A 16,506-nucleotide genomic window follows, 5' to 3' on the forward strand; every position below is an offset into this window, starting at 1 on the left:
TGGAACCGCGTATCCCTTCCGAAACGACGATGTTGTCCAAGTCAAGTACACTAACCTGATGTGATCGGAAGATCGCATCATGTCCGCCTTCACGAACCAGGAAGGCGGGCGGGAAAATGTATGACTTCTGATCCGGAGCGCCGTTCGATCGGCACGAAGTTTGGCCCTGCCAAGAGCCTTGCTTTTTCTGGATCAGATCAAGCGCGAGAAGGGCGTTTGGTGGATGCCTTGGCAGTAAGAGGCGATGAAGGACGTGATACTCTGCGATAAGCTATGGGGAGCCGAGAATAGGCTTTGATCCATGGATTTCCGAATGGGGCAACCCACTTGATATTCCACTATTGTTGACCGCAAGGTCATTCAATAGCGGGGTAAACCAAGTACTTATTACCTGAATATATAGGGTTTTAAGAGCAAACCCGGGGAACTGAAACATCTAAGTACCCGGAGGAAAGGACAGCAATAGCTACTCCCCTAGTAGCGGCGAGCGAACGGGGACCAGCCGAGACCGATAAGTGACCAGAACCTGTTGGGAAGCAGGGCCATAGCGGGTGATAGCCCCGTATGGGAAGCTTTGAGGTACGTATTAAGTAGGGCGGGACACGTGAAATCCTGTCTGAAGATCGGAGGACCACCTTCGAAGGCTAAGTACTCCTTACTGACCGATAGCGAACCAGTACCGTGAGGGAAAGGTGAAAAGCACCCCGACGAGGGGAGTGAAACAGTACCTGAAACCGAACGCCTACAATCAGTCGGAGGCTCCTTGCGAGCTGACGGCGTACCTTTTGTATAATGGGTCATCGACTTGGTCTTACGAGCAAGCTTAAGCCGTTAGGTGTAGGCGCAGCGAAAGCGAGTCTTAATAGGGCGACAGAGTTCGTAGGATCAGACCCGAAACCGAGTGATCTAGGCATGGCCAGGTTGAAGGTAAGGTAACACTTACTGGAGGACCGAACCCACATCTGTTGAAAAAGATCGGGATGAGCTGTGCCTAGGGGTGAAAGGCCAATCAAACTCGGAGATAGCTGGTTCTCTGCGAAATCTATTTAGGTAGAGCGTCATCCGAATACCCCGGGGGGTAGAGCACTGGATGGGTAATGGGGCCCCACAGGCTTACTGATCCTAACCAAACTCCGAATACCCGGGAGTACTAGATGGCAGACACACGGCGGATGCTAACGTCCGTCGTGGAGAGGGAAACAACCCTGACCTCCAGCTAAGGCCCCCAATTCGTGGCTAAGTGGGAAAGCAGGTGGGACGACCAAAACAACCAGGAGGTTGGCTTAGAAGCAGCCATCCTTTAAAGATAGCGTAACAGCTCACTGGTCTAAACAAGTTGTCCTGCGGCGAAGATGTAACGGGGCTCAAGCCACGAGCCGAAGCTGAGGATGCCGTAAGGCATGGTAGCAGAGCGTAGTGTGATAAAACCCATTCCTCCTTCGATCCTTTCGGGGATCATTGGAGGACAGGGTTTGGCGATGAAGCCGGTCCGTGAGGAACGGTGGAGCGATCACTAGCGAGAATGATGACATGAGTAGCGACAAAGAGTGTGAGAGACACTCTCGCCGAAAGTCCAAGGGTTCCTGCTTAAAGCTAATCTGAGCAGGGTAAGCCGGCCCCTAAGTCGAGGCAGAAATGCGTAGACGATGGGAACTAGGTTAATATTCCTAGGCCAGGAGGATGTGACGGATCTCGACTGTTGTTCACCCTTATCGGATTGGGTGGGCCGCTGAGAGGTTCCTGGAAATAGCCCTCCATCAGACCGTACCCTAAACCGACACAGGTGGACTGGTAGAGCATACCAAGGCGCTTGAGAGAACGATGTTGAAGGAACTCGGCAAAATACCTCCGTAAGTTCGCGAGAAGGAGGCCCGGTTCCAAGGCAACTTGGAGCTGGGGGCACAAACCAGGGGGTGGCGACTGTTTACTAAAAACACAGGGCTCTGCGAAGTCGCAAGACGACGTATAGGGTCTGACGCCTGCCCGGTGCCTGAAGGTTAAAAGGAGGGGTGCAAGCTCCGAATTGAAGCCCAGGTAAACGGCGGCCGTAACTATAACGGTCCTAAGGTAGCGAAATTCCTTGTCGGGTAAGTTCCGACCTGCACGAATGGCGTAACGACTTCCCCGCTGTCTCCAACATCGACTCAGCGAAATTGAATTGCCTGTCAAGATGCAGGCTTCCCGCGGTTAGACGGAAAGACCCCGTGCACCTTTACTACAGCTTCACACTGGCATCAGGCACAACATGTGCAGGATAGGTGGTAGGCTTCGAAGCAGGAACGCCAGTTCCTGTGGAGCCTCCCTTGAGATACCACCCTTGTTCTGCTTGATGTCTAACCGCGCACCGTTATCCGGTGCCGGGACCCTGTGTGGCGGGTAGTTTGACTGGGGCGGTCGCCTCCTAAAGAGTAACGGAGGCGCGCGAAGGTTGGCTCAGAGCGGTCGGAAATCGCTCGTTGAGTGCAATGGCAGAAGCCAGCCTGACTGCGAGACTGACAAGTCGAGCAGAGTCGAAAGACGGCCATAGTGATCCGGTGGTCCCGCGTGGAAGGGCCATCGCTCAACGGATAAAAGGTACGCCGGGGATAACAGGCTGATACTGCCCAAGAGTCCATATCGACGGCAGTGTTTGGCACCTCGATGTCGGCTCATCTCATCCTGGGGCTGGAGCAGGTCCCAAGGGTACGGCTGTTCGCCGTTTAAAGAGGTACGTGAGCTGGGTTTAGAACGTCGTGAGACAGTTCGGTCCCTATCTGCCGTGGGTGTAGGATACTTGAGAGGAGTTGCCCCTAGTACGAGAGGACCGGGGTGAACGATCCACTGGTGGACCTGTTATCGTGCCAACGGTAGTGCAGGGTAGCTATGATCGGACAGGATAACCGCTGAAGGCATCTAAGCGGGAAGCCCCCCTCAAAACAAGGTATCCCTGAGGACCGAGGTAGACCACCTCGTCGATAGGCCGGAGATGTAAGCGCAGCAATGCGTTCAGTTGACCGGTACTAATTGTCCGATAGGCTTGATTTGATCCAGTAATAGCAAGGCTAATACTGGTCAGAAGCATACACAAAACACACATGTACTTGACTTGACTTGGTTTTTTCCTCGGTTTGGTGGTCACAGCGCCAGAGAAACACCCGATCCCATCCCGAACTCGGCCGTTAAGCTCGGTTGCGCCGATGGTACTGCGTCTCAAGACGTGGGAGAGTAGGTCACCGCCAAACCTAGAAAAAAACCAATAATCTCTCTAAACGACAAAAATCGACAGTGACGCGGGATGGAGCAGCCCGGTAGCTCGTCAGGCTCATAACCTGAAGGTCGTAGGTTCAAATCCTACTCCCGCAACCAGTCGATAAAAAATGCCAGAAAAAATAGAAATCATGACCTCAGCCATCAGTCGATGGCGCTGCGACGGTCTTGTCTTGCAAGGTCATGGGCAATGGCGCGGGCGCTTTTGCGATTCTCCTGATAAAGACTGAATGCCACCGCAAGGCTGCGTATCTGAAACAGGATCAGCACGATCAGCGCCAGCCCGGCAAGCTGATCCTTGGCCGCCAGCATGTCACTGACCAGAAAAACCAGCCCAATCATTGTCAGGATGAACAGCAGCCCGAGCAGGGCATCGAAAACCACAAAGCGCAGATAGTCGCGCCGATATGTCTCTAGCCGCCCGCATTTCACGGCGTTTGCTGCATCGTGATGATCGAGAAGGCTGTTGCGCGCCTGGCGGACCCGTCCGATCATCCGGCCGCGCCAACGCGTGTAGCCTAGCAGCGGTAAAAGCGCGAGCAGAACGCCGCCAGATAGCGTCAGAAATGCCATCGGGTCGAGCCGATGTAGCTGTACCAGATAAATGGCGCAGGCCACCGTCTGACCGGGGGCGAACACGTAAAAGACAATGACACCGACCGCGATCGACACGTCATTATTGGCACGCGATGCGGGGATCTGCGGCAGCTGCAACAGCTGTTGACGCAGCTTGATATCGGTCTTGGCGCAGGCGTAGTTGGACAGAAACCCGGTGAAGTATGTCACCAGAACGCCGGTCGCGAACAGCAGCGCAAAGGCCGAGGCGATGGCCGATCCCCCCTCGCCCCCGCGCAGGATCGACAGACCGAACAGGTTGATCCCGACCGCAGCCACCTGAAGCAGTCCGGCCACCGTGATTTCGCGCCAGACACCGCGGGTGATGCTTTCTGCGAAGGGCCTCATCTTGCAAATCCTTTCGATGGTGATTGGCGTCGGATCGGCGGGAAGCCGCTAGGGCCAACGGGGCAGAACGGCCAGTTCGTGCCAGTTCAAGGCGCTGCGGCATCGCGCACGTATGACCCGAAAAAGACGCGCTATGATCCCGCCTGAGTGGTGGGCGCCGGGCCCATCCGCATCCAAGGGGCCGACAAGATGACAGTGCGCATTGCGATTGCATTCACGCTGACCACGCTTTGCCTGATCGGCCTGCTTGTGTGGTTTTCCGGGGCGCTGGTGGATGCGGTTCGTGCGCGGGCGGCGCATTCGGCGTCGTGCAACCTGGTGCCGCCGACCTCGGCCCAGATGCGTGACATCTGCCGGCGCGGCTAGATGCGCATCCACCCCGCCCGGGATCGAAAGATCATCGATAAACAGATCCTGCCATTCATGCGCGACATTGCCCTGCGGCGGTATCCCGACCTGGATTTCGATCCGCAGCGATCCCTGGCCTGGTTGCTGGGCTTTCATGCGCCAGACGAGACGCGCGCGCTGCACTGGTTTTCGCCCGACCTGTTGATCGCGCTGCGGTACGAGGCGTTCTCGGTCACCCGTGCGACGCTGTGGCGGGCCATGGTATTTGCCGCGCCGGATGCCCCGGTCGAGGAGAGGCTGGCGACCGTCATGGAGGGCAAAGGCGGGTCGGCCTGCGTTTTGTCCGACCATCGGATCGCGGGGGATTTCCTGGGCCATCAATATCGGCTTTCCCCCGTCAGATAAGTGCCCTGGACGGGTTGAAACCCCAGCGCGCGCAACAGACGGTCCGACGAGTCCAGCCGCACGCCCGAGGATACGCCGAATTCGACCGCATCGACCTGATGGCGTTGCGCCCAGTCCAGAAAGGCACGGATCAGGCGCGGGCCGATCAGGCTGCCGGCATTCTGTGGGGGCACGAATGTGAAGATGTTGATCGCGCGCCGCCCGACCACCCATTCCAGATCGTCGATCTCGGCAGCCATGATCCCGGACACGTCCCCCTTTGGATTTCGCGCGATCAGGCCCAGCCGGGGCTTGTCCCGATCCAAGATCACCCGCCGGGCCAGCCGGTCGACGCTTTGCGCATCCAGCCCGAAATGCCGCCAGTCGGATTCCTGCAACATCGCCTGTGCGGCGCGGATGATGTCCGGGATATCGCCGGTGTCGATGGGGCGAAGCGCGGTCATGCGTCGCACCAAAGCGTGCCGTCCCTGTCGACGCGGCGGGGTATCACCGGATGAGGGGCCGCCGCGGGCCATCGGATCGGGCCAAGGGGGGCGTCATCGGGCAGGGAATCCATCGCGGCGGACAGGGCGCGCGACGTTTCGGATTGATGGCGGGTCAGAACGCCGATCTGGCCATCTGGGGTCAGGATCGCACGCTTTTCCGCATGGGACAGCGCCAGGCCACGCCCCCCCGACGACAGATGCGTCGGCGACACGGTCCAACCGGCGATTTCCAGCAGCACCGCCAGGCAGAACCCGCCATGTGGGCTGCATGACATCTTCGTCCAGGTGAAATCCCCCGTGTCGTACCATTGGGGGAACTCTGGCCGGGGTCGCGGCGGCAGCGGATAGACGGGCCGCGCGGTACAGATCCCATCGCGACAAATCGCGTGAAGCGTCAGGCTTTCGGCGGCCAGACGCAGCGGAACGAGCGCGCGCGCGCCGTCTAACGGGGGAATGTCGCGCCCCGCCGCGCCAAGATGCACCACAAGCCGCTCCTGTCCCCCACGCGGACTGGTGTCCAGAATGGCGCTTGCCAGCGGGTCGGGCGGGCCGATGCAATGGGCACTGCCGACGGGGGTCTCCCAGACAAAGGCGCCCATCCATAAAGCCCATTCGAAATTGACCGGATCGTGATCGCCATAGGCGGCATGGGGGCGGGCCAGGTCGTAATGACGATGCAGGTTCTGGCGGGTTTCGTTCCCCCCGCAGCGGGCAAAATCGCGCACCAGGGCTATCAACCCGTCCGGAAGCGGGCGCTTCATCCGATGTTCGATCTGCGCGATCCGGTCATGGCGCAGCGCGGTCTCGTACGCCGCATTATCCGCTGTGACCGGGGGGCTGTGCAAACGCGACATTGGCCTAACACCCCAGATGCAGTTGCATTTCCGCGATCGACGGCGCCATGGCCAGCGCGTCCAGCTCGCGCTGGCGAAAGCCATGATAAGCAGGCGCATAGCGCGGATGCGCGCCCGCCGCGTCAAGCACCGGCTCAAGACAACGCATCGCCTGGTCCAGAAGCGGCCGCATCGCCAGAACCGGCGCGTGATCGGGGGCTGGCATCGGCTCGGGCGGGTGCAGAAACATGCATCCAAGAACAGCCGTCATCATCGCATAGGGATCGCCCGAGGCATCGGGAAAGCGCAGCTCGACCCGCCCGTCGCGGCCGGTATCGGGCGCGATCAGCCGCACCAGACCCCGGCGGCTGCCATAGCCCGCAACGCCGCCGCCCGGACCCGGCGCGTTGTGCATCATCCACAACCGGCGCAGCCCCGAGGGCGAGGGGGTCGCGAACGCGGCCAGGCAGGGTATGGCGGCCGTCAGCCTGCGAACCGCCTGCCGCCCCGCATCGGTGCGCCCGGTCGTGGCAAACAGCATGTCCTTGCCATTCTGCCGCGCCGACAGATGCAGATGCAGGCCGCTGCCCGGACACCAGGACAGGGGCAGCGGCATGAAGCTTGCCGTCATTCCACCCAGATCGGCCAGCTCATGCGTCACCAGTTTCAGGACCGACAGCGCGTCGCAGGCCGCCACCGGCGTAGCGGGGGCCAGGGCGAATTCCTGCTGGCCCGGCCCGGCTTCGTGGTCGTGATGCACGACGTTGACCCCCAGCGCCGACAGGCGCTGCGCGATACGGCGGCGCAGACCGCGATGCCGGTCGAAGGGGGGCGGCCGGAACTGCATCCGGGGGTATCCGATCCGATAGGGTGACGCGGCGCGCGGATGCTGATCGACCATGTCGGCGCTTTCCAGGGTGATTTCGCTGTGGCTCAGCCCCGCCACGATCCGGGCGGTGTCGAACAGGTAAAACTCGGCCTCGAAGCCTGCGCGGATCTCGATCCCATGCGCCGCCAGGCGTTGCACTGTCCGTTCCAGCATGGCCCGGCTGTCGAACCAGGCCGGCGCGCCCCCCCGGCGCTGCGCGATCCAGCCGAACGCATAGTCGCCCGCGGCCCCGAAACATGCGGTGTCGTCCGGTTCGAAACAAAGATCGCTATGGCTGGGCGCACACCATTCGGGCAGGACAGAGCCGGAAAAGCCGCGCCCGTCCTTGACCGGCAACGTACAGACGCGGCCCGCCATATCGGTGAAGACAAAGGCGGGCTCTGCCGCGTCATCCGCCGTCATTTTCGCGGCTTTCGGGGCGCAGGACCACGCGAAAGGGACGCTCGGCATCCTGGGTATAGAACAGGCCGAACAGCGTATCGTCCTGATCGGGTTCCAGCACGATCATGTTGTGCTCGCCCATCCAGATCACCAGCTCTCCGCCCACCTCGCGGCAGGGGGTGACGGTTTCGCCTGCATCCGCGACCAGCGCGTTCTGCCCCCACGAGACATAGGCGCGGCAGTCCGTCTGATCGGCGCTTTGCAGGGCGAAGACAACGTCCAGCGTCCCCTCCCACTTGCCTTGCCACAGGCCCGCAAACGCCGCGAACCGGGGGGCGACCTGGGCCGCGACCGTTCCGGGGCGCGGGGCGGGGGCCAGGGTGTCGGCGCCTTGATCGGACCCCGCCATGGCCGCGGTCGCGCAGCCCAGCCCGATGATCGCCAGCCACCTCATGCCGCGTCCGCCGTGGCCACAAGCGACAGCGCGTTGCCGTCGGCTGTGGGTGGGCCGGGCCGGATATGCAGATCGGTCGGCGCAGGGCGCAGCACCGCCACCCAACGCGCGACAAGGCGGTCGAGCTCTTCGGTCGCCCGGTCGGGGCTTCCGTGTACGAATACCCCGTCGCGATCCGTTATGGTCAGCGCGCCCTGGGAATAGGTCGTGCCAAAGGCCCAGCCGGGCGCGGATTTACCGGTTTTCGGATCGGGCCGGCGCGACAGGAAGCCCTGCGGCTCGGTCGCGGCCACGAATGACCGCAGGCCAAAGGCGCGATCGCCCAGCCGGTCGAACCGCGCGCTCAGCTCTGCGCTGCGGGTGCCGGGATGCGCCAGCCCGGTCGCCGCCGACCAGTCTGGCAGAAGGGCCGATACCCCGAACGCTCCGGTTGCCGGGACGAACAGCGATGGCAGCTGCGCGATGACGTGGCCCGTACGGTCCATCAGCAGCGCCGCATTCACCGCATGGGCGATGGTCACCGGCAGCAACAGCACACCGTCGGGCTTCAGCGCGCGCAGCATCGCCAGCGGCACCCGGTCGAACGCCGCCGTGGCCACGATCCTGTCCTGTGGCGGCAGGCCGGGCAGCGCATCGTTGAAATCGCCCGCGAGCAGGGTCAAGTTCGCCGGGCCGATGCGGGCGGCGCGGGCGCTTGCGGCGCGTGCGACCTCGGGCAGGATCTCGATCCCCGTGACATGGCCGTCCGGCCCGACGCGGCGCGCGATCATCGCGGCCATCCAGCCGCATCCCGATCCGACCTCGACGATCTGTTCGCCGGGTTGCGGATCCAGAAGTGCGATGAATTTCAACACGATGGACGGGGCCGAGATCGTCGATGCGGGCAGGCCGACAGCGTCATAGGACAGCACAAGCGGGGCATCGGACAGAACCTCGTCCATGTGCCGGGCGCTGCCGTCGAAGGATTTGAATGCGGTCTCGCCCAGCACGGCATAGCGATCGGCGTAAAGCGTGCGCGGCACCTGGTCGAGCAGCGCCAGAATGTCGTCCCGTCCGGCCAGGTCGGGATATTGCCGGACCACCTGCGCCCGCAGCGCATCAAGCCGCCCGGTCGTGCCGGTCATCGTGGCGCCGCCCATCACGCGGCCCCGTCCGTTTGCGGCGCGCCAAGCAGGATGCAGCCGATTGCGGTTTCATCGACGCCGTCGACATCCAGCAGCGCGTTGACCGCATCGTCGACATACCCGCCCCAGCACAGGCTGGCCAGATCCGCGCGCGTCGCGGCGTCCAGCACGCATTGGGCCGCGCATCCGGCCTCGGTCAGGGCGAAGCGATAGCCCCTCGCGCCGTATTTCGCCGTGCTGCGCTGATGCAGGACCGTCTGGAACAGGACGGCTGCGGGTTGGCCCAGCCGCTCTGCCGTGGTGGCAAGCGCGCCGTACAGAAGATCACCGGAAATGCCGCCATTGACCAACACAAGCCGCCCGTTCTTCGGATCGACATACCAGACGTCGAAGGCACCGGTATCGGGGTCGGGCAGGACCGCATAATGTTCCACCGGAAACAGCCCGCCTGCCGACGGGTAGCGACCCAGCGCATAGACGACATCCTGCCACGTGCCGGCGGTGCGGTGCCGGTCCCGGCGCAGCGCATGGGCCAGGGTTTGTTCGACCGCCTGCCGGTGCGCGTCCGAATGGGGTGGAAAGAAACGCGCGGATTCGCGCGGCGCGGTATTGCTGTGAACCTCGGGCAGGGGGCGCGATGGCGCGTCGAGATAGACCTTGTACCCATGCGCCCCGGCGCGGACGGCGGCCTCGCTTCGCAGATGCGGGATGATCCGGTAGCGGTGGGCACGGATGTTGGATGGCCGCAGCTTGGTGTTTTCGGCAAACAACTCGACCAGGTCGAACCCGTCGCGTTCCATTCCCGCGATCCGGATGGTCGGTGTGACACTGGACAGGGGCAGGCGTTCGATCATCGGCATGGCGGGGCCTTTGCGGTTCAGGGGAACGGGTGGGGATCGCGGTTCAATTCAACCTGTGTGAGGCCCAGATGCGGCGCGGCCTGTTCCAGCCGTCTGAGGTCATCGGGAATGGCCAGACCGCTGTAAAGCGGCTGAAGCCCCGGCACGACAACCTTGCCCACGGCCAGACCCAGTTGCGCCGCATCCATCCCGGTCATGTCGAACCACACCGGTATGTGCCCGGCCGCGCCGACCCGTTCCAGCAGCGCCTCGAGCGTTGCCGTGGACGTGTCGCCGTTCGGGAAATCGGTGTGGTATTCGGCGACGTCCCCCTCGGTCAGCCACCAGAACGCGGGCTTGCGCACCGGGTCCAGATAGAATTCGGCGTGTTCCAGGAAGTTCGAGATATCCTCGAACGCGACGGGCCGTGCGCCCAGAAGCCGCTGTTGCGCCAGATAGGTCCAGCAGTGGATCGACTCGCACACCGCCTTGGTCACGGCCTGATCCAGGGTCGGTTTGCAGGACGCCCCGATGCAGAACACCGTGTCATCGCTGTTGGACAGCACCACCAGGATGGTCGGAATGTCGATATCCACGCGCATGTCAAAGACCCGCAGCCGGTGCGACGGGCTGTTCATCAGGGCACGCACCTGGCGCGGCAGCGACAGCGTGTCCAGCTGCGACGCGGGCAGGGCATCGGGCGCGCGGCGCAGCATCCAGTGACAGGCGAAGGCGTCACGTTCGATCACCTCGCACAGACCGCCAAGGCGGGCGGCGTCGATATCCTGGCCGGCGGCGATCCCGTTCGATGTGTTGTGCGACAACAGCTCGTGATCATGCGCCATGTGATAGTTGAAGACGACCGATTGCGCCGCAAGCCAGACCGGCGCGCCATCCAGAAGCGACGTGCCGCGCACCCAGCCCCGGGGCAGGTCGGGGTCATAATCGTGGAAAAAGACCTCGGGGTCTGCCAGCATCTCGGGCGAGAACCGGATCAGCCTGCGCATGATGGTGTCGTCGATCTGCAAGCTGTCGCATGTGCCATGGACGATCGCGTCCTCGGGGTAGATCGCCGCGCTGTAGCGTTCGACGGATTCGCCCACCGCCGCCCACAGCGTATCGACCGGATTGCATCCCAGCGCGCCGCCGCGAATGGCTTTCTCGCTCGCGCGGCTGCGCCCCCGGCGCAGGCGTCGGACATCCGCAAGCGAGGCGCTGTATTGATGGAACCGCGGCAGACCCTGCGGCACCGGGGTTTCGACAATGGTCTTGATCAGCCCGAACCGGGGATGCGTCGCCCGGGCAATCGTGTCGCGCAGCGCATCGGGAAGGGCAAAGCCGTCGATGCGCTTGATATCGGCAAGCTCAATCGTTGTAGTCACGCTCTGCCGCCTCCCATGTCAGGCGGCCGGTGCGCAGGGGGGCGCCCGGGGCGAAATCGGGACGGGTGCCGCACACAGGGCATCGCGGCGCCTTGAGCACGATCCCGGCCTCGAACGTGCCCGAAAGCAATTCCTGTTCGCGCACCATGCCCAGCGGGGCCGTGTGTTCCATCCCCGACAGGTGCGCAATCATAAGCGCGACGGCATTGGCCGCGGCGGTCGTGGCGACGATCGCACTGGGCACGGCACGGGACGGGGCCAGCGGATCTGCTGGGGCGGCGGGGGCCGACAGCCAATCCTCGATCGCCCGGCCTGCCCGGCCATGGGCCGCGCGCCGTTCGAACAGACAGGTGTAGCACGCCGCCTCGCGGCCGCGACACAGCGGACCGGCAACCGCCCGTGTCTGATCGACATAGGCAAAGACATAAGGCAGCCCGCTATCGGCAAGCCGCGCGTTCTGGTCGCTGAAAAATGCGTGGTCCCAGGTATCGGCGCAGACCATCGCGGCATCCGCCGTTTCCAGGCCGCGATCCTCGGCGGCGGCGATGGCACCGATATCGCAGGCGTGGCGCCGAACGCTGTCGGCCACGCGCCCTTGACCGATGATCGAGAAGACGGGCTGTGCCAGCGTGGCCGCTTCGACCCGTTCGGGATCGTCGCCAAGCACGTTCTGAAACGCGCGCCGCGCCAGGTCGAGGGATTGGACAACCATGTCGTTGCTCCATGTCAGCGGGGTATCGATAAGCACACCGCGATCCTTCAGCGCCTGGCCACCGGGCGTGGCGCTGTCGATGGCGCCGGACCGCAGCGCGTCGGCCAGTTGCGGGTTGTCCCGCAGGGCGAAGCTGTCGATGGCGCTGCGAAACATCAGGCGGGTCTGGTGTTCAAGGCCCCGCTCTGTTCCATCGTCGAATTCCGACGAGACGCGTGCCGAAAGCTGACGAACATCCAGAGCGGGGTGCAGGTGCATGGCAGGTGTCCTAGCCGCGAACGCTTGAGGCCAGATCGCAGAAGACGGTGCAGAAATCGGGCGACTGCGTATCGCCGCCGCCCCCACCGCCACCGCCGCCGCCAAAGGTCGCGCCCTGATCCTGATAGACGCGCGGATTGGCGATTGCCGGCGCCGGATCGAAGGCGTCGTTATAGCTTTCCACGATTTCGTTGGTGTCTTTGTTCATCGAAAATTCTCCGGTTTTGGGGGGTGGCCGGACGACCCGCGCCGACCCCGATCGGTGACGTATTCGCTTCACTTAATGCAGAGACGGAAGGCCGTAATCTGGCGCTTCCCCCTTCACGCTAGCAAAGGTTTCGATCAACGAAGGAATAAACCTAAGGGAGAGTTTCGATGCGCGACTTCATGCCAAAGCGGCAAATCCGCGCAGCGATTTTCCGCCACGGCAGGGGCGCGGGTTGGCGGATGACGCTTGACCGGCGCCGTTCCCGGCGATTCGACCGCGCAGTTTGAATGGCCGGCCCGGGGCCGGTTCCAGAATCGGTTGCGTCAGGCGGCCGAGGCGACGGTCTTGGAGGTTGCTGTCTTCAGGCGGCCCGGTTTCCAGTTCTGGACCGGGTTCGATTGCACCACCTCGCGCAGGCTGGACATGCGCGTCAGCCGTTCGTCGCGCGGCATGTTCAGCGCCGTCAGGATCGCGCTGTCCATCGAGCGGTTCGAAAACGGGTTGGTCAGCACCGCGCTTTCCAATTCGACCGCGGCACCGGCGAATTCGGACAGGACCAGCACACCGTCCCCATCGACGCGTGCGGCGATGAATTCCTTGCACACCAGGTTCATGCCATCGGCCAGCGGCGTGATCCAGGCGACATCCGCCGCGCGGTAATAGGACACCAGATCCACGAACGGGATCGCCCGCGAGATCAGCGCGATGGGCTGCCAGTCCAGCGTCCCGAAGCGCCCGTTGATCCGACCGGCGGCCTGTTCCAGGTCGCCCTGGATATCCTCATACGCGGTCATGTTGCGGTTGGCCGACACCGATACATGCATCAGGCGCACCTTGCCGATCAGGTTCGGGTTGGCCTCCAGCACGCGTTCAAAGCTTTCCAGCTGCTCGATCCCGCCCTTGGTATAGTCGGTGCGCCCGACCGACAGGATCAGCTGCGTCTCGCCCAGCTCTTCGCGGATGGCGGCGGCTTTCTCGACGGCTTCGTCGGATTGCGCGTTCTCGGTGATATAGTCGACATCGACGCCCACCGGCGCGACGCTGACCGAGATGCTGCGCCCGTCATAGCGCAGCTCGGACGGCATCATGCGTTCGATCAGCGCGGTGCCTTCGGAAATCCACTTGTCGGGCACCCGCTCGCGGCCCACGGATTCGACATCGAACAGGCTGCGGGCGACGGATGCGAAATTTGCGGCATAGCGGGGGATGTGGAACCCCACATCGTCACAGGCCAGCAGGCTTTCGATGATCTCCTTGCGCCAGGGCAGCACGTTGAAGGCATCCGCCGACGGGAAGGGCGTGTGGTGGAAAAAGGCGATGCGCAGATCGGGGCGCAGCTTGCGCAGGTAACCGGGCACCAGCCACAGGTTGTAATCATGCACCCAGACCAGCGCGCCCTCGGCCGCTTCGGCGGCGGCGGCCTCGGCGAAGGTCCAGTTCACCTCGCGGAAATTGGGCCAGTCCACGGGGTCGTAGTTATAGCGTTCCTTGAAATTGTGCAGGATGGGCCAGAACGCCTCTTTCGAGGTGACGTGATAGAATTCCCGCACCTGATGCGGCGACAAGGGCAGGCGCGACACCGAATATTTGCCATAGGCATCGTCGATCTCGATCACCTGTTCGAAATCGGGGTTTGACGGGTCCTCGGCCAGTTTCCACGCCACCCAAGCGCCGTGATCCACCGCCCCGAAGAAGCTTTTGAGCGTCGGGACGATCCCGTTGGGGCTGGTGTTTTCCTTCAGGACGATACGGCCGTTTTCCTCGACCTCTTCATAGGGCTGGCGGTGATAGACGATGACAAGATCGGACGACATGGGCGGTTTCCCTGTTCAGGCGGCGTTGCGGTGCAGAAGGTCGAGGGCAAGGATCGCCTCGGCAATCCCCGCCGCCCCTTCGCCGGTGGCGAAATGTACGTGATCCTGCCCCGCCAGCGCGGCGATCAGCCCCTGTTCGGAGTTGCCGACGGCGACCGCCGGAACCCCCAGCGACAGCATCGACAGGTCGTTCAGCGTATCGCCCGCCACCAAGCAGCGTTCGGGCGCCACACCCAGATGCACCAGAAGGCGCGACAGCGACGGCCCCTTGCTGATGCCCTTGGGCAGCACATCGAAATAGCGGTTGTCGGACACCAGCGCATCCAGGCCCAGACCGGCCACGATCCGCAATGCGGCGCGGTCGAACCGGTCGGGATCCATGTCATAGCTGACGCGATAGCGGAACCCGGTGGGCTGACGGCGCAGCCCGTCGATATCGGCAAGCGCGTCATGAACGCGCGGACCCGCGTCATTCCAGGCGGCGGCGATTTCGGCCTCGAGCGTGCGGATCGGGGTCAGGACATGATCGGCCCCGACCGCCGCGATGGTGGTGCCCACATCGCCCACCACATAATCGGGGCGCGGCACGTCGCCATTGCGCGTCAGATCGCTGATGAACCCCGGGTCGCGCCCGGTGACGAAGATCAGCCCGACCGTATCGCGGTTGTTGCCGATCCATTCATAAAGGTCCGCACGCGCGCCCGCCGATCCGCCCAGGAACGTCCCGTCAAGGTCGGTTGCCAGTACGAATTGCTTGTTCGACAGATCCTGTCTGTCTGCGGGGTCTGTTAGCTGTGTCATGCGAACCTTTCTGCAAGTTGCTGGATTGCCGTGTCAGAGGCCGGGTGATCGAAGGACAGTTCAAGCGCGCGCGGTTCGGCCTCGATCGGGCTGGCCCACAGCGCGGCGAAGGTCGCGCCAAGATCGGCGTCGTGGTGCAGGATGGCACGCACCGCCTCGCAGATCGGCATCGACACGCCCACGCGCCGCGCCAGGTCGGTGACGGATCTGGCGTTCATCTCGCCCTCGACCACGACGGGGCGGCCGTCGAAACAGGCCGCGCGCGGTGTTCCACCGCCCAGTTGAAGCCCAAGCGACATGTTGCGCGATGTCGCGCTGGAGCAGGTCAGCGTCAGATCCCCCATCCCCGACAGGCCGGTCACCGTCTCGCGGCGCCCGCCCAAAGCCTCGGCCAGGACCTTCATCTCGTCCACGCCACGGGTGATCAGCGCGGCGCGCGTGTTTTCGGCAAAGCCCGCGCCGGTCAGCATGCCGCAGGCGATGGCGATGACATTCTTCACCGCGCCGCCGACCTCGACCCCCACCAGATCGTCCGAGACATAGGTGCGGAAGCTTTCGGTCGACAGCGACACCGCCATGCGCAGGGCGGGGCTTTCATCGGGGTCCAGCCGGTCGCGATGGGTAAAAGGAAAGGCGACCGTCGCGGCGGTGGGATGCCCCAGCGCCGTTTCGGCCGCAAAGGTCGGCCCCGAGATACAGCCGACCGGGTTGCCGGTCAGCTCTTCCTCGGCGATCTGTGTCATCAGCAGGCCGGTTTCCGCCTCGATCCCCTTGGCGCAAAGCGCGATGGGAATGTCGGGTGTCAGGTGCGCGGCCGCTTGGGCGATTACCGCACGCACTGCGCGCGACGGCACGACCACGGCCACCGCCTGGGCGCCGTCCAGCGCCGCGGCCATGTCATCCGTGGCTCGCAGCCCACGGGGCAGCGCGACATCGGGCAGGTGCTGCGGGCTCTGGCCCGTTTCGTTGATCGCCGCCACAACCGCCGGATCACGCCCCCAAAGCCGGGTCTGTGCCCCCGCCTTGGCAAAGGTGGCCGCCACCGCCGTACCCCACGAACCGGCCCCCAGAACGGCGACTCGGGTATAGGGTTCGGGCTGATTGCGGCGTGACACCGGCGTGACCACTTGGTGCTTCATGTTGTGTTTCGCTTTGTCTGGCTTGGGGAACGGTGGCCGGCGGCAGGCGGGAAAACAGGGTTCCCGATCAGGGTTTTATGTCGCTTACAGACCATTCATGTCGCTAACGGTATACTTCTTGTCTGCAAGGTCAATGCTGCAACTGCAAAAAAGTGCTGCCGGTGCGGAATGACCGCCGCAGCGCCGCCCGAATGGCGCCCGGTGGTCGCAAGCTGGGCGCCGCTG

General features: G+C 63.4%; 15 protein-coding genes, 1 tRNA gene and 2 rRNA genes. 5 read left to right on the top strand and 13 right to left on the bottom strand.

Annotated features, from left to right (window positions below):
* Positions 1 to 195: 195 nt before the first annotated feature.
* The 3 genes from CLM60_RS00970 to CLM60_RS00980 all read left to right on the top strand — a co-directional run bounded on the left by CLM60_RS00970 (position 196) and on the right by CLM60_RS00980 (position 3,345).
* Positions 196 to 3,024 (top strand): 23S ribosomal RNA (locus CLM60_RS00970).
* Positions 3,025 to 3,106: 82 nt separating this feature from the next.
* A 5S ribosomal RNA gene (gene rrf, locus CLM60_RS00975) occupies positions 3,107 to 3,221 on the top strand.
* Between the two features lie 47 nt (positions 3,222 to 3,268).
* Positions 3,269 to 3,345 (top strand) — tRNA-Met (locus CLM60_RS00980).
* Positions 3,346 to 3,390: 45 nt separating this feature from the next.
* Here CLM60_RS00980 and CLM60_RS00985 read toward each other — a convergent pair.
* Positions 3,391 to 4,209 carry a hypothetical protein gene (locus tag CLM60_RS00985; protein ID WP_095587403.1) on the bottom strand — a complete coding sequence of 273 codons (819 nt, stop codon included), beginning with the start codon at positions 4,207 to 4,209 and terminating at the stop codon, positions 3,391 to 3,393.
* Positions 4,210 to 4,398: 189 nt separating this feature from the next.
* Between CLM60_RS00985 and CLM60_RS20805 the strand changes: the two genes are divergently transcribed.
* Complete coding sequence (locus CLM60_RS20805; RefSeq protein ID WP_176473753.1) at positions 4,399 to 4,575, top strand: hypothetical protein; 177 nt, start codon at positions 4,399 to 4,401, stop codon at positions 4,573 to 4,575.
* Complete coding sequence (locus CLM60_RS00995) at positions 4,576 to 4,962, top strand: hypothetical protein (protein WP_095587405.1); 387 nt, start codon at positions 4,576 to 4,578, stop codon at positions 4,960 to 4,962. It abuts the gene before it with no gap.
* On the opposite strand, the gene CLM60_RS01000 is transcribed toward CLM60_RS00995, so the two are convergent.
* The 12 genes from CLM60_RS01000 to CLM60_RS01055 form a co-directional block, all read right to left on the bottom strand.
* Positions 4,935 to 5,405 (bottom strand): hypothetical protein, encoded by a 471-nt coding sequence (locus CLM60_RS01000; RefSeq protein WP_095587406.1) that lies wholly within the window; start codon positions 5,403 to 5,405, stop codon positions 4,935 to 4,937. The two genes, CLM60_RS00995 and CLM60_RS01000, sit on opposite strands and share 28 nt — an antisense overlap.
* Entirely contained in the window at positions 5,402 to 6,301 is a 900-nt protein-coding gene (locus tag CLM60_RS01005) for a hypothetical protein (protein ID WP_095587407.1), read from the bottom strand. Before CLM60_RS01005 ends, CLM60_RS01000 begins: the two co-directional genes overlap by 4 nt.
* Positions 6,302 to 6,305: 4 nt before the next feature.
* On the bottom strand, positions 6,306 to 7,571 hold the full coding sequence (locus tag CLM60_RS01010; protein ID WP_176473754.1) for a type I glutamate--ammonia ligase: 1,266 nt from the start codon (positions 7,569 to 7,571) through the stop codon (positions 6,306 to 6,308).
* The gene (locus tag CLM60_RS01015) at positions 7,558 to 8,004 is read right to left on the bottom strand and encodes a hypothetical protein (RefSeq protein ID WP_095587409.1); all 447 of its coding nucleotides are present in this window, start codon (positions 8,002 to 8,004) and stop codon (positions 7,558 to 7,560) included. The genes CLM60_RS01010 and CLM60_RS01015 overlap by 14 nt, the downstream gene beginning before the upstream one ends.
* A complete protein-coding gene (locus CLM60_RS01020; protein WP_095587410.1) occupies positions 8,001 to 9,143 on the bottom strand; it encodes a protein-L-isoaspartate O-methyltransferase family protein in 1,143 nt (380 codons plus the stop codon). The genes CLM60_RS01015 and CLM60_RS01020 overlap by 4 nt, the downstream gene beginning before the upstream one ends.
* Positions 9,143 to 9,988, bottom strand: a complete 846-nt coding sequence (locus CLM60_RS01025; RefSeq protein WP_095587411.1) for a SagB/ThcOx family dehydrogenase — start codon at positions 9,986 to 9,988, stop codon at positions 9,143 to 9,145. Before CLM60_RS01025 ends, CLM60_RS01020 begins: the two co-directional genes overlap by 1 nt.
* A gap of 17 nt (positions 9,989 to 10,005) precedes the next feature.
* Positions 10,006 to 11,349: a YcaO-like family protein gene (locus CLM60_RS01030; protein ID WP_095587412.1), complete on the bottom strand. Its 1,344-nt coding sequence runs from the start codon at positions 11,347 to 11,349 to the stop codon at positions 10,006 to 10,008.
* Positions 11,333 to 12,319: a TOMM precursor leader peptide-binding protein gene (locus CLM60_RS01035; RefSeq protein ID WP_095587413.1), complete on the bottom strand. Its 987-nt coding sequence runs from the start codon at positions 12,317 to 12,319 to the stop codon at positions 11,333 to 11,335. Before CLM60_RS01035 ends, CLM60_RS01030 begins: the two co-directional genes overlap by 17 nt.
* 10 nt (positions 12,320 to 12,329) lie before the next feature.
* Positions 12,330 to 12,527 (bottom strand): hypothetical protein, encoded by a 198-nt coding sequence (locus CLM60_RS01040; RefSeq protein ID WP_095587414.1) that lies wholly within the window; start codon positions 12,525 to 12,527, stop codon positions 12,330 to 12,332.
* A gap of 323 nt (positions 12,528 to 12,850) precedes the next feature.
* The gene (gene ggpS / locus CLM60_RS01045) at positions 12,851 to 14,341 is read right to left on the bottom strand and encodes a glucosylglycerol-phosphate synthase (protein ID WP_095587415.1); all 1,491 of its coding nucleotides are present in this window, start codon (positions 14,339 to 14,341) and stop codon (positions 12,851 to 12,853) included.
* Positions 14,342 to 14,356: 15 nt separating this feature from the next.
* The gene (locus CLM60_RS01050) at positions 14,357 to 15,142 is read right to left on the bottom strand and encodes an HAD-IIB family hydrolase (protein WP_095587416.1); all 786 of its coding nucleotides are present in this window, start codon (positions 15,140 to 15,142) and stop codon (positions 14,357 to 14,359) included.
* Positions 15,139 to 16,281 (bottom strand): NAD(P)H-dependent glycerol-3-phosphate dehydrogenase, encoded by a 1,143-nt coding sequence (locus tag CLM60_RS01055; RefSeq protein WP_095587417.1) that lies wholly within the window; start codon positions 16,279 to 16,281, stop codon positions 15,139 to 15,141. The genes CLM60_RS01050 and CLM60_RS01055 overlap by 4 nt, the downstream gene beginning before the upstream one ends.
* Positions 16,282 to 16,506 lie beyond the last annotated feature (225 nt).

Origin of the sequence: Actibacterium ureilyticum (assembly GCF_002285435.1) — a bacterium.
GTDB classification, from domain to species: Bacteria; Pseudomonadota; Alphaproteobacteria; order Rhodobacterales; family Rhodobacteraceae; genus Actibacterium_C; species Actibacterium_C ureilyticum.

Bases quoted from the DNA above. Each gene is read 5' to 3' on its own strand.
- CLM60_RS00985 (WP_095587403.1), bottom strand. From the start codon at position 4,209: ATGAGGCCCTTCGCAGAAAGCATCACCCGCGGTGTCTGGCGCGAAATC.
- CLM60_RS20805 (WP_176473753.1), top strand. From the start codon at position 4,399: ATGACAGTGCGCATTGCGATTGCATTCACGCTGACCACGCTTTGCCTG.
- CLM60_RS00995 (WP_095587405.1), top strand. From the start codon at position 4,576: ATGCGCATCCACCCCGCCCGGGATCGAAAGATCATCGATAAACAGATC.
- CLM60_RS01000 (WP_095587406.1), bottom strand. From the start codon at position 5,405: ATGACCGCGCTTCGCCCCATCGACACCGGCGATATCCCGGACATCATC.
- CLM60_RS01005 (WP_095587407.1), bottom strand. From the start codon at position 6,301: ATGTCGCGTTTGCACAGCCCCCCGGTCACAGCGGATAATGCGGCGTAC.
- CLM60_RS01010 (WP_176473754.1), bottom strand. From the start codon at position 7,571: ATGACGGCGGATGACGCGGCAGAGCCCGCCTTTGTCTTCACCGATATG.
- CLM60_RS01015 (WP_095587409.1), bottom strand. From the start codon at position 8,004: ATGAGGTGGCTGGCGATCATCGGGCTGGGCTGCGCGACCGCGGCCATG.
- CLM60_RS01020 (WP_095587410.1), bottom strand. From the start codon at position 9,143: ATGGGCGGCGCCACGATGACCGGCACGACCGGGCGGCTTGATGCGCTG.
- CLM60_RS01025 (WP_095587411.1), bottom strand. From the start codon at position 9,988: ATGCCGATGATCGAACGCCTGCCCCTGTCCAGTGTCACACCGACCATC.
- CLM60_RS01035 (WP_095587413.1), bottom strand. From the start codon at position 12,319: ATGCACCTGCACCCCGCTCTGGATGTTCGTCAGCTTTCGGCACGCGTC.
- CLM60_RS01040 (WP_095587414.1), bottom strand. From the start codon at position 12,527: ATGAACAAAGACACCAACGAAATCGTGGAAAGCTATAACGACGCCTTC.
- ggpS (WP_095587415.1), bottom strand. From the start codon at position 14,341: ATGTCGTCCGATCTTGTCATCGTCTATCACCGCCAGCCCTATGAAGAG.
- CLM60_RS01050 (WP_095587416.1), bottom strand. From the start codon at position 15,142: ATGACACAGCTAACAGACCCCGCAGACAGACAGGATCTGTCGAACAAG.
- CLM60_RS01055 (WP_095587417.1), bottom strand. From the start codon at position 16,281: ATGAAGCACCAAGTGGTCACGCCGGTGTCACGCCGCAATCAGCCCGAA.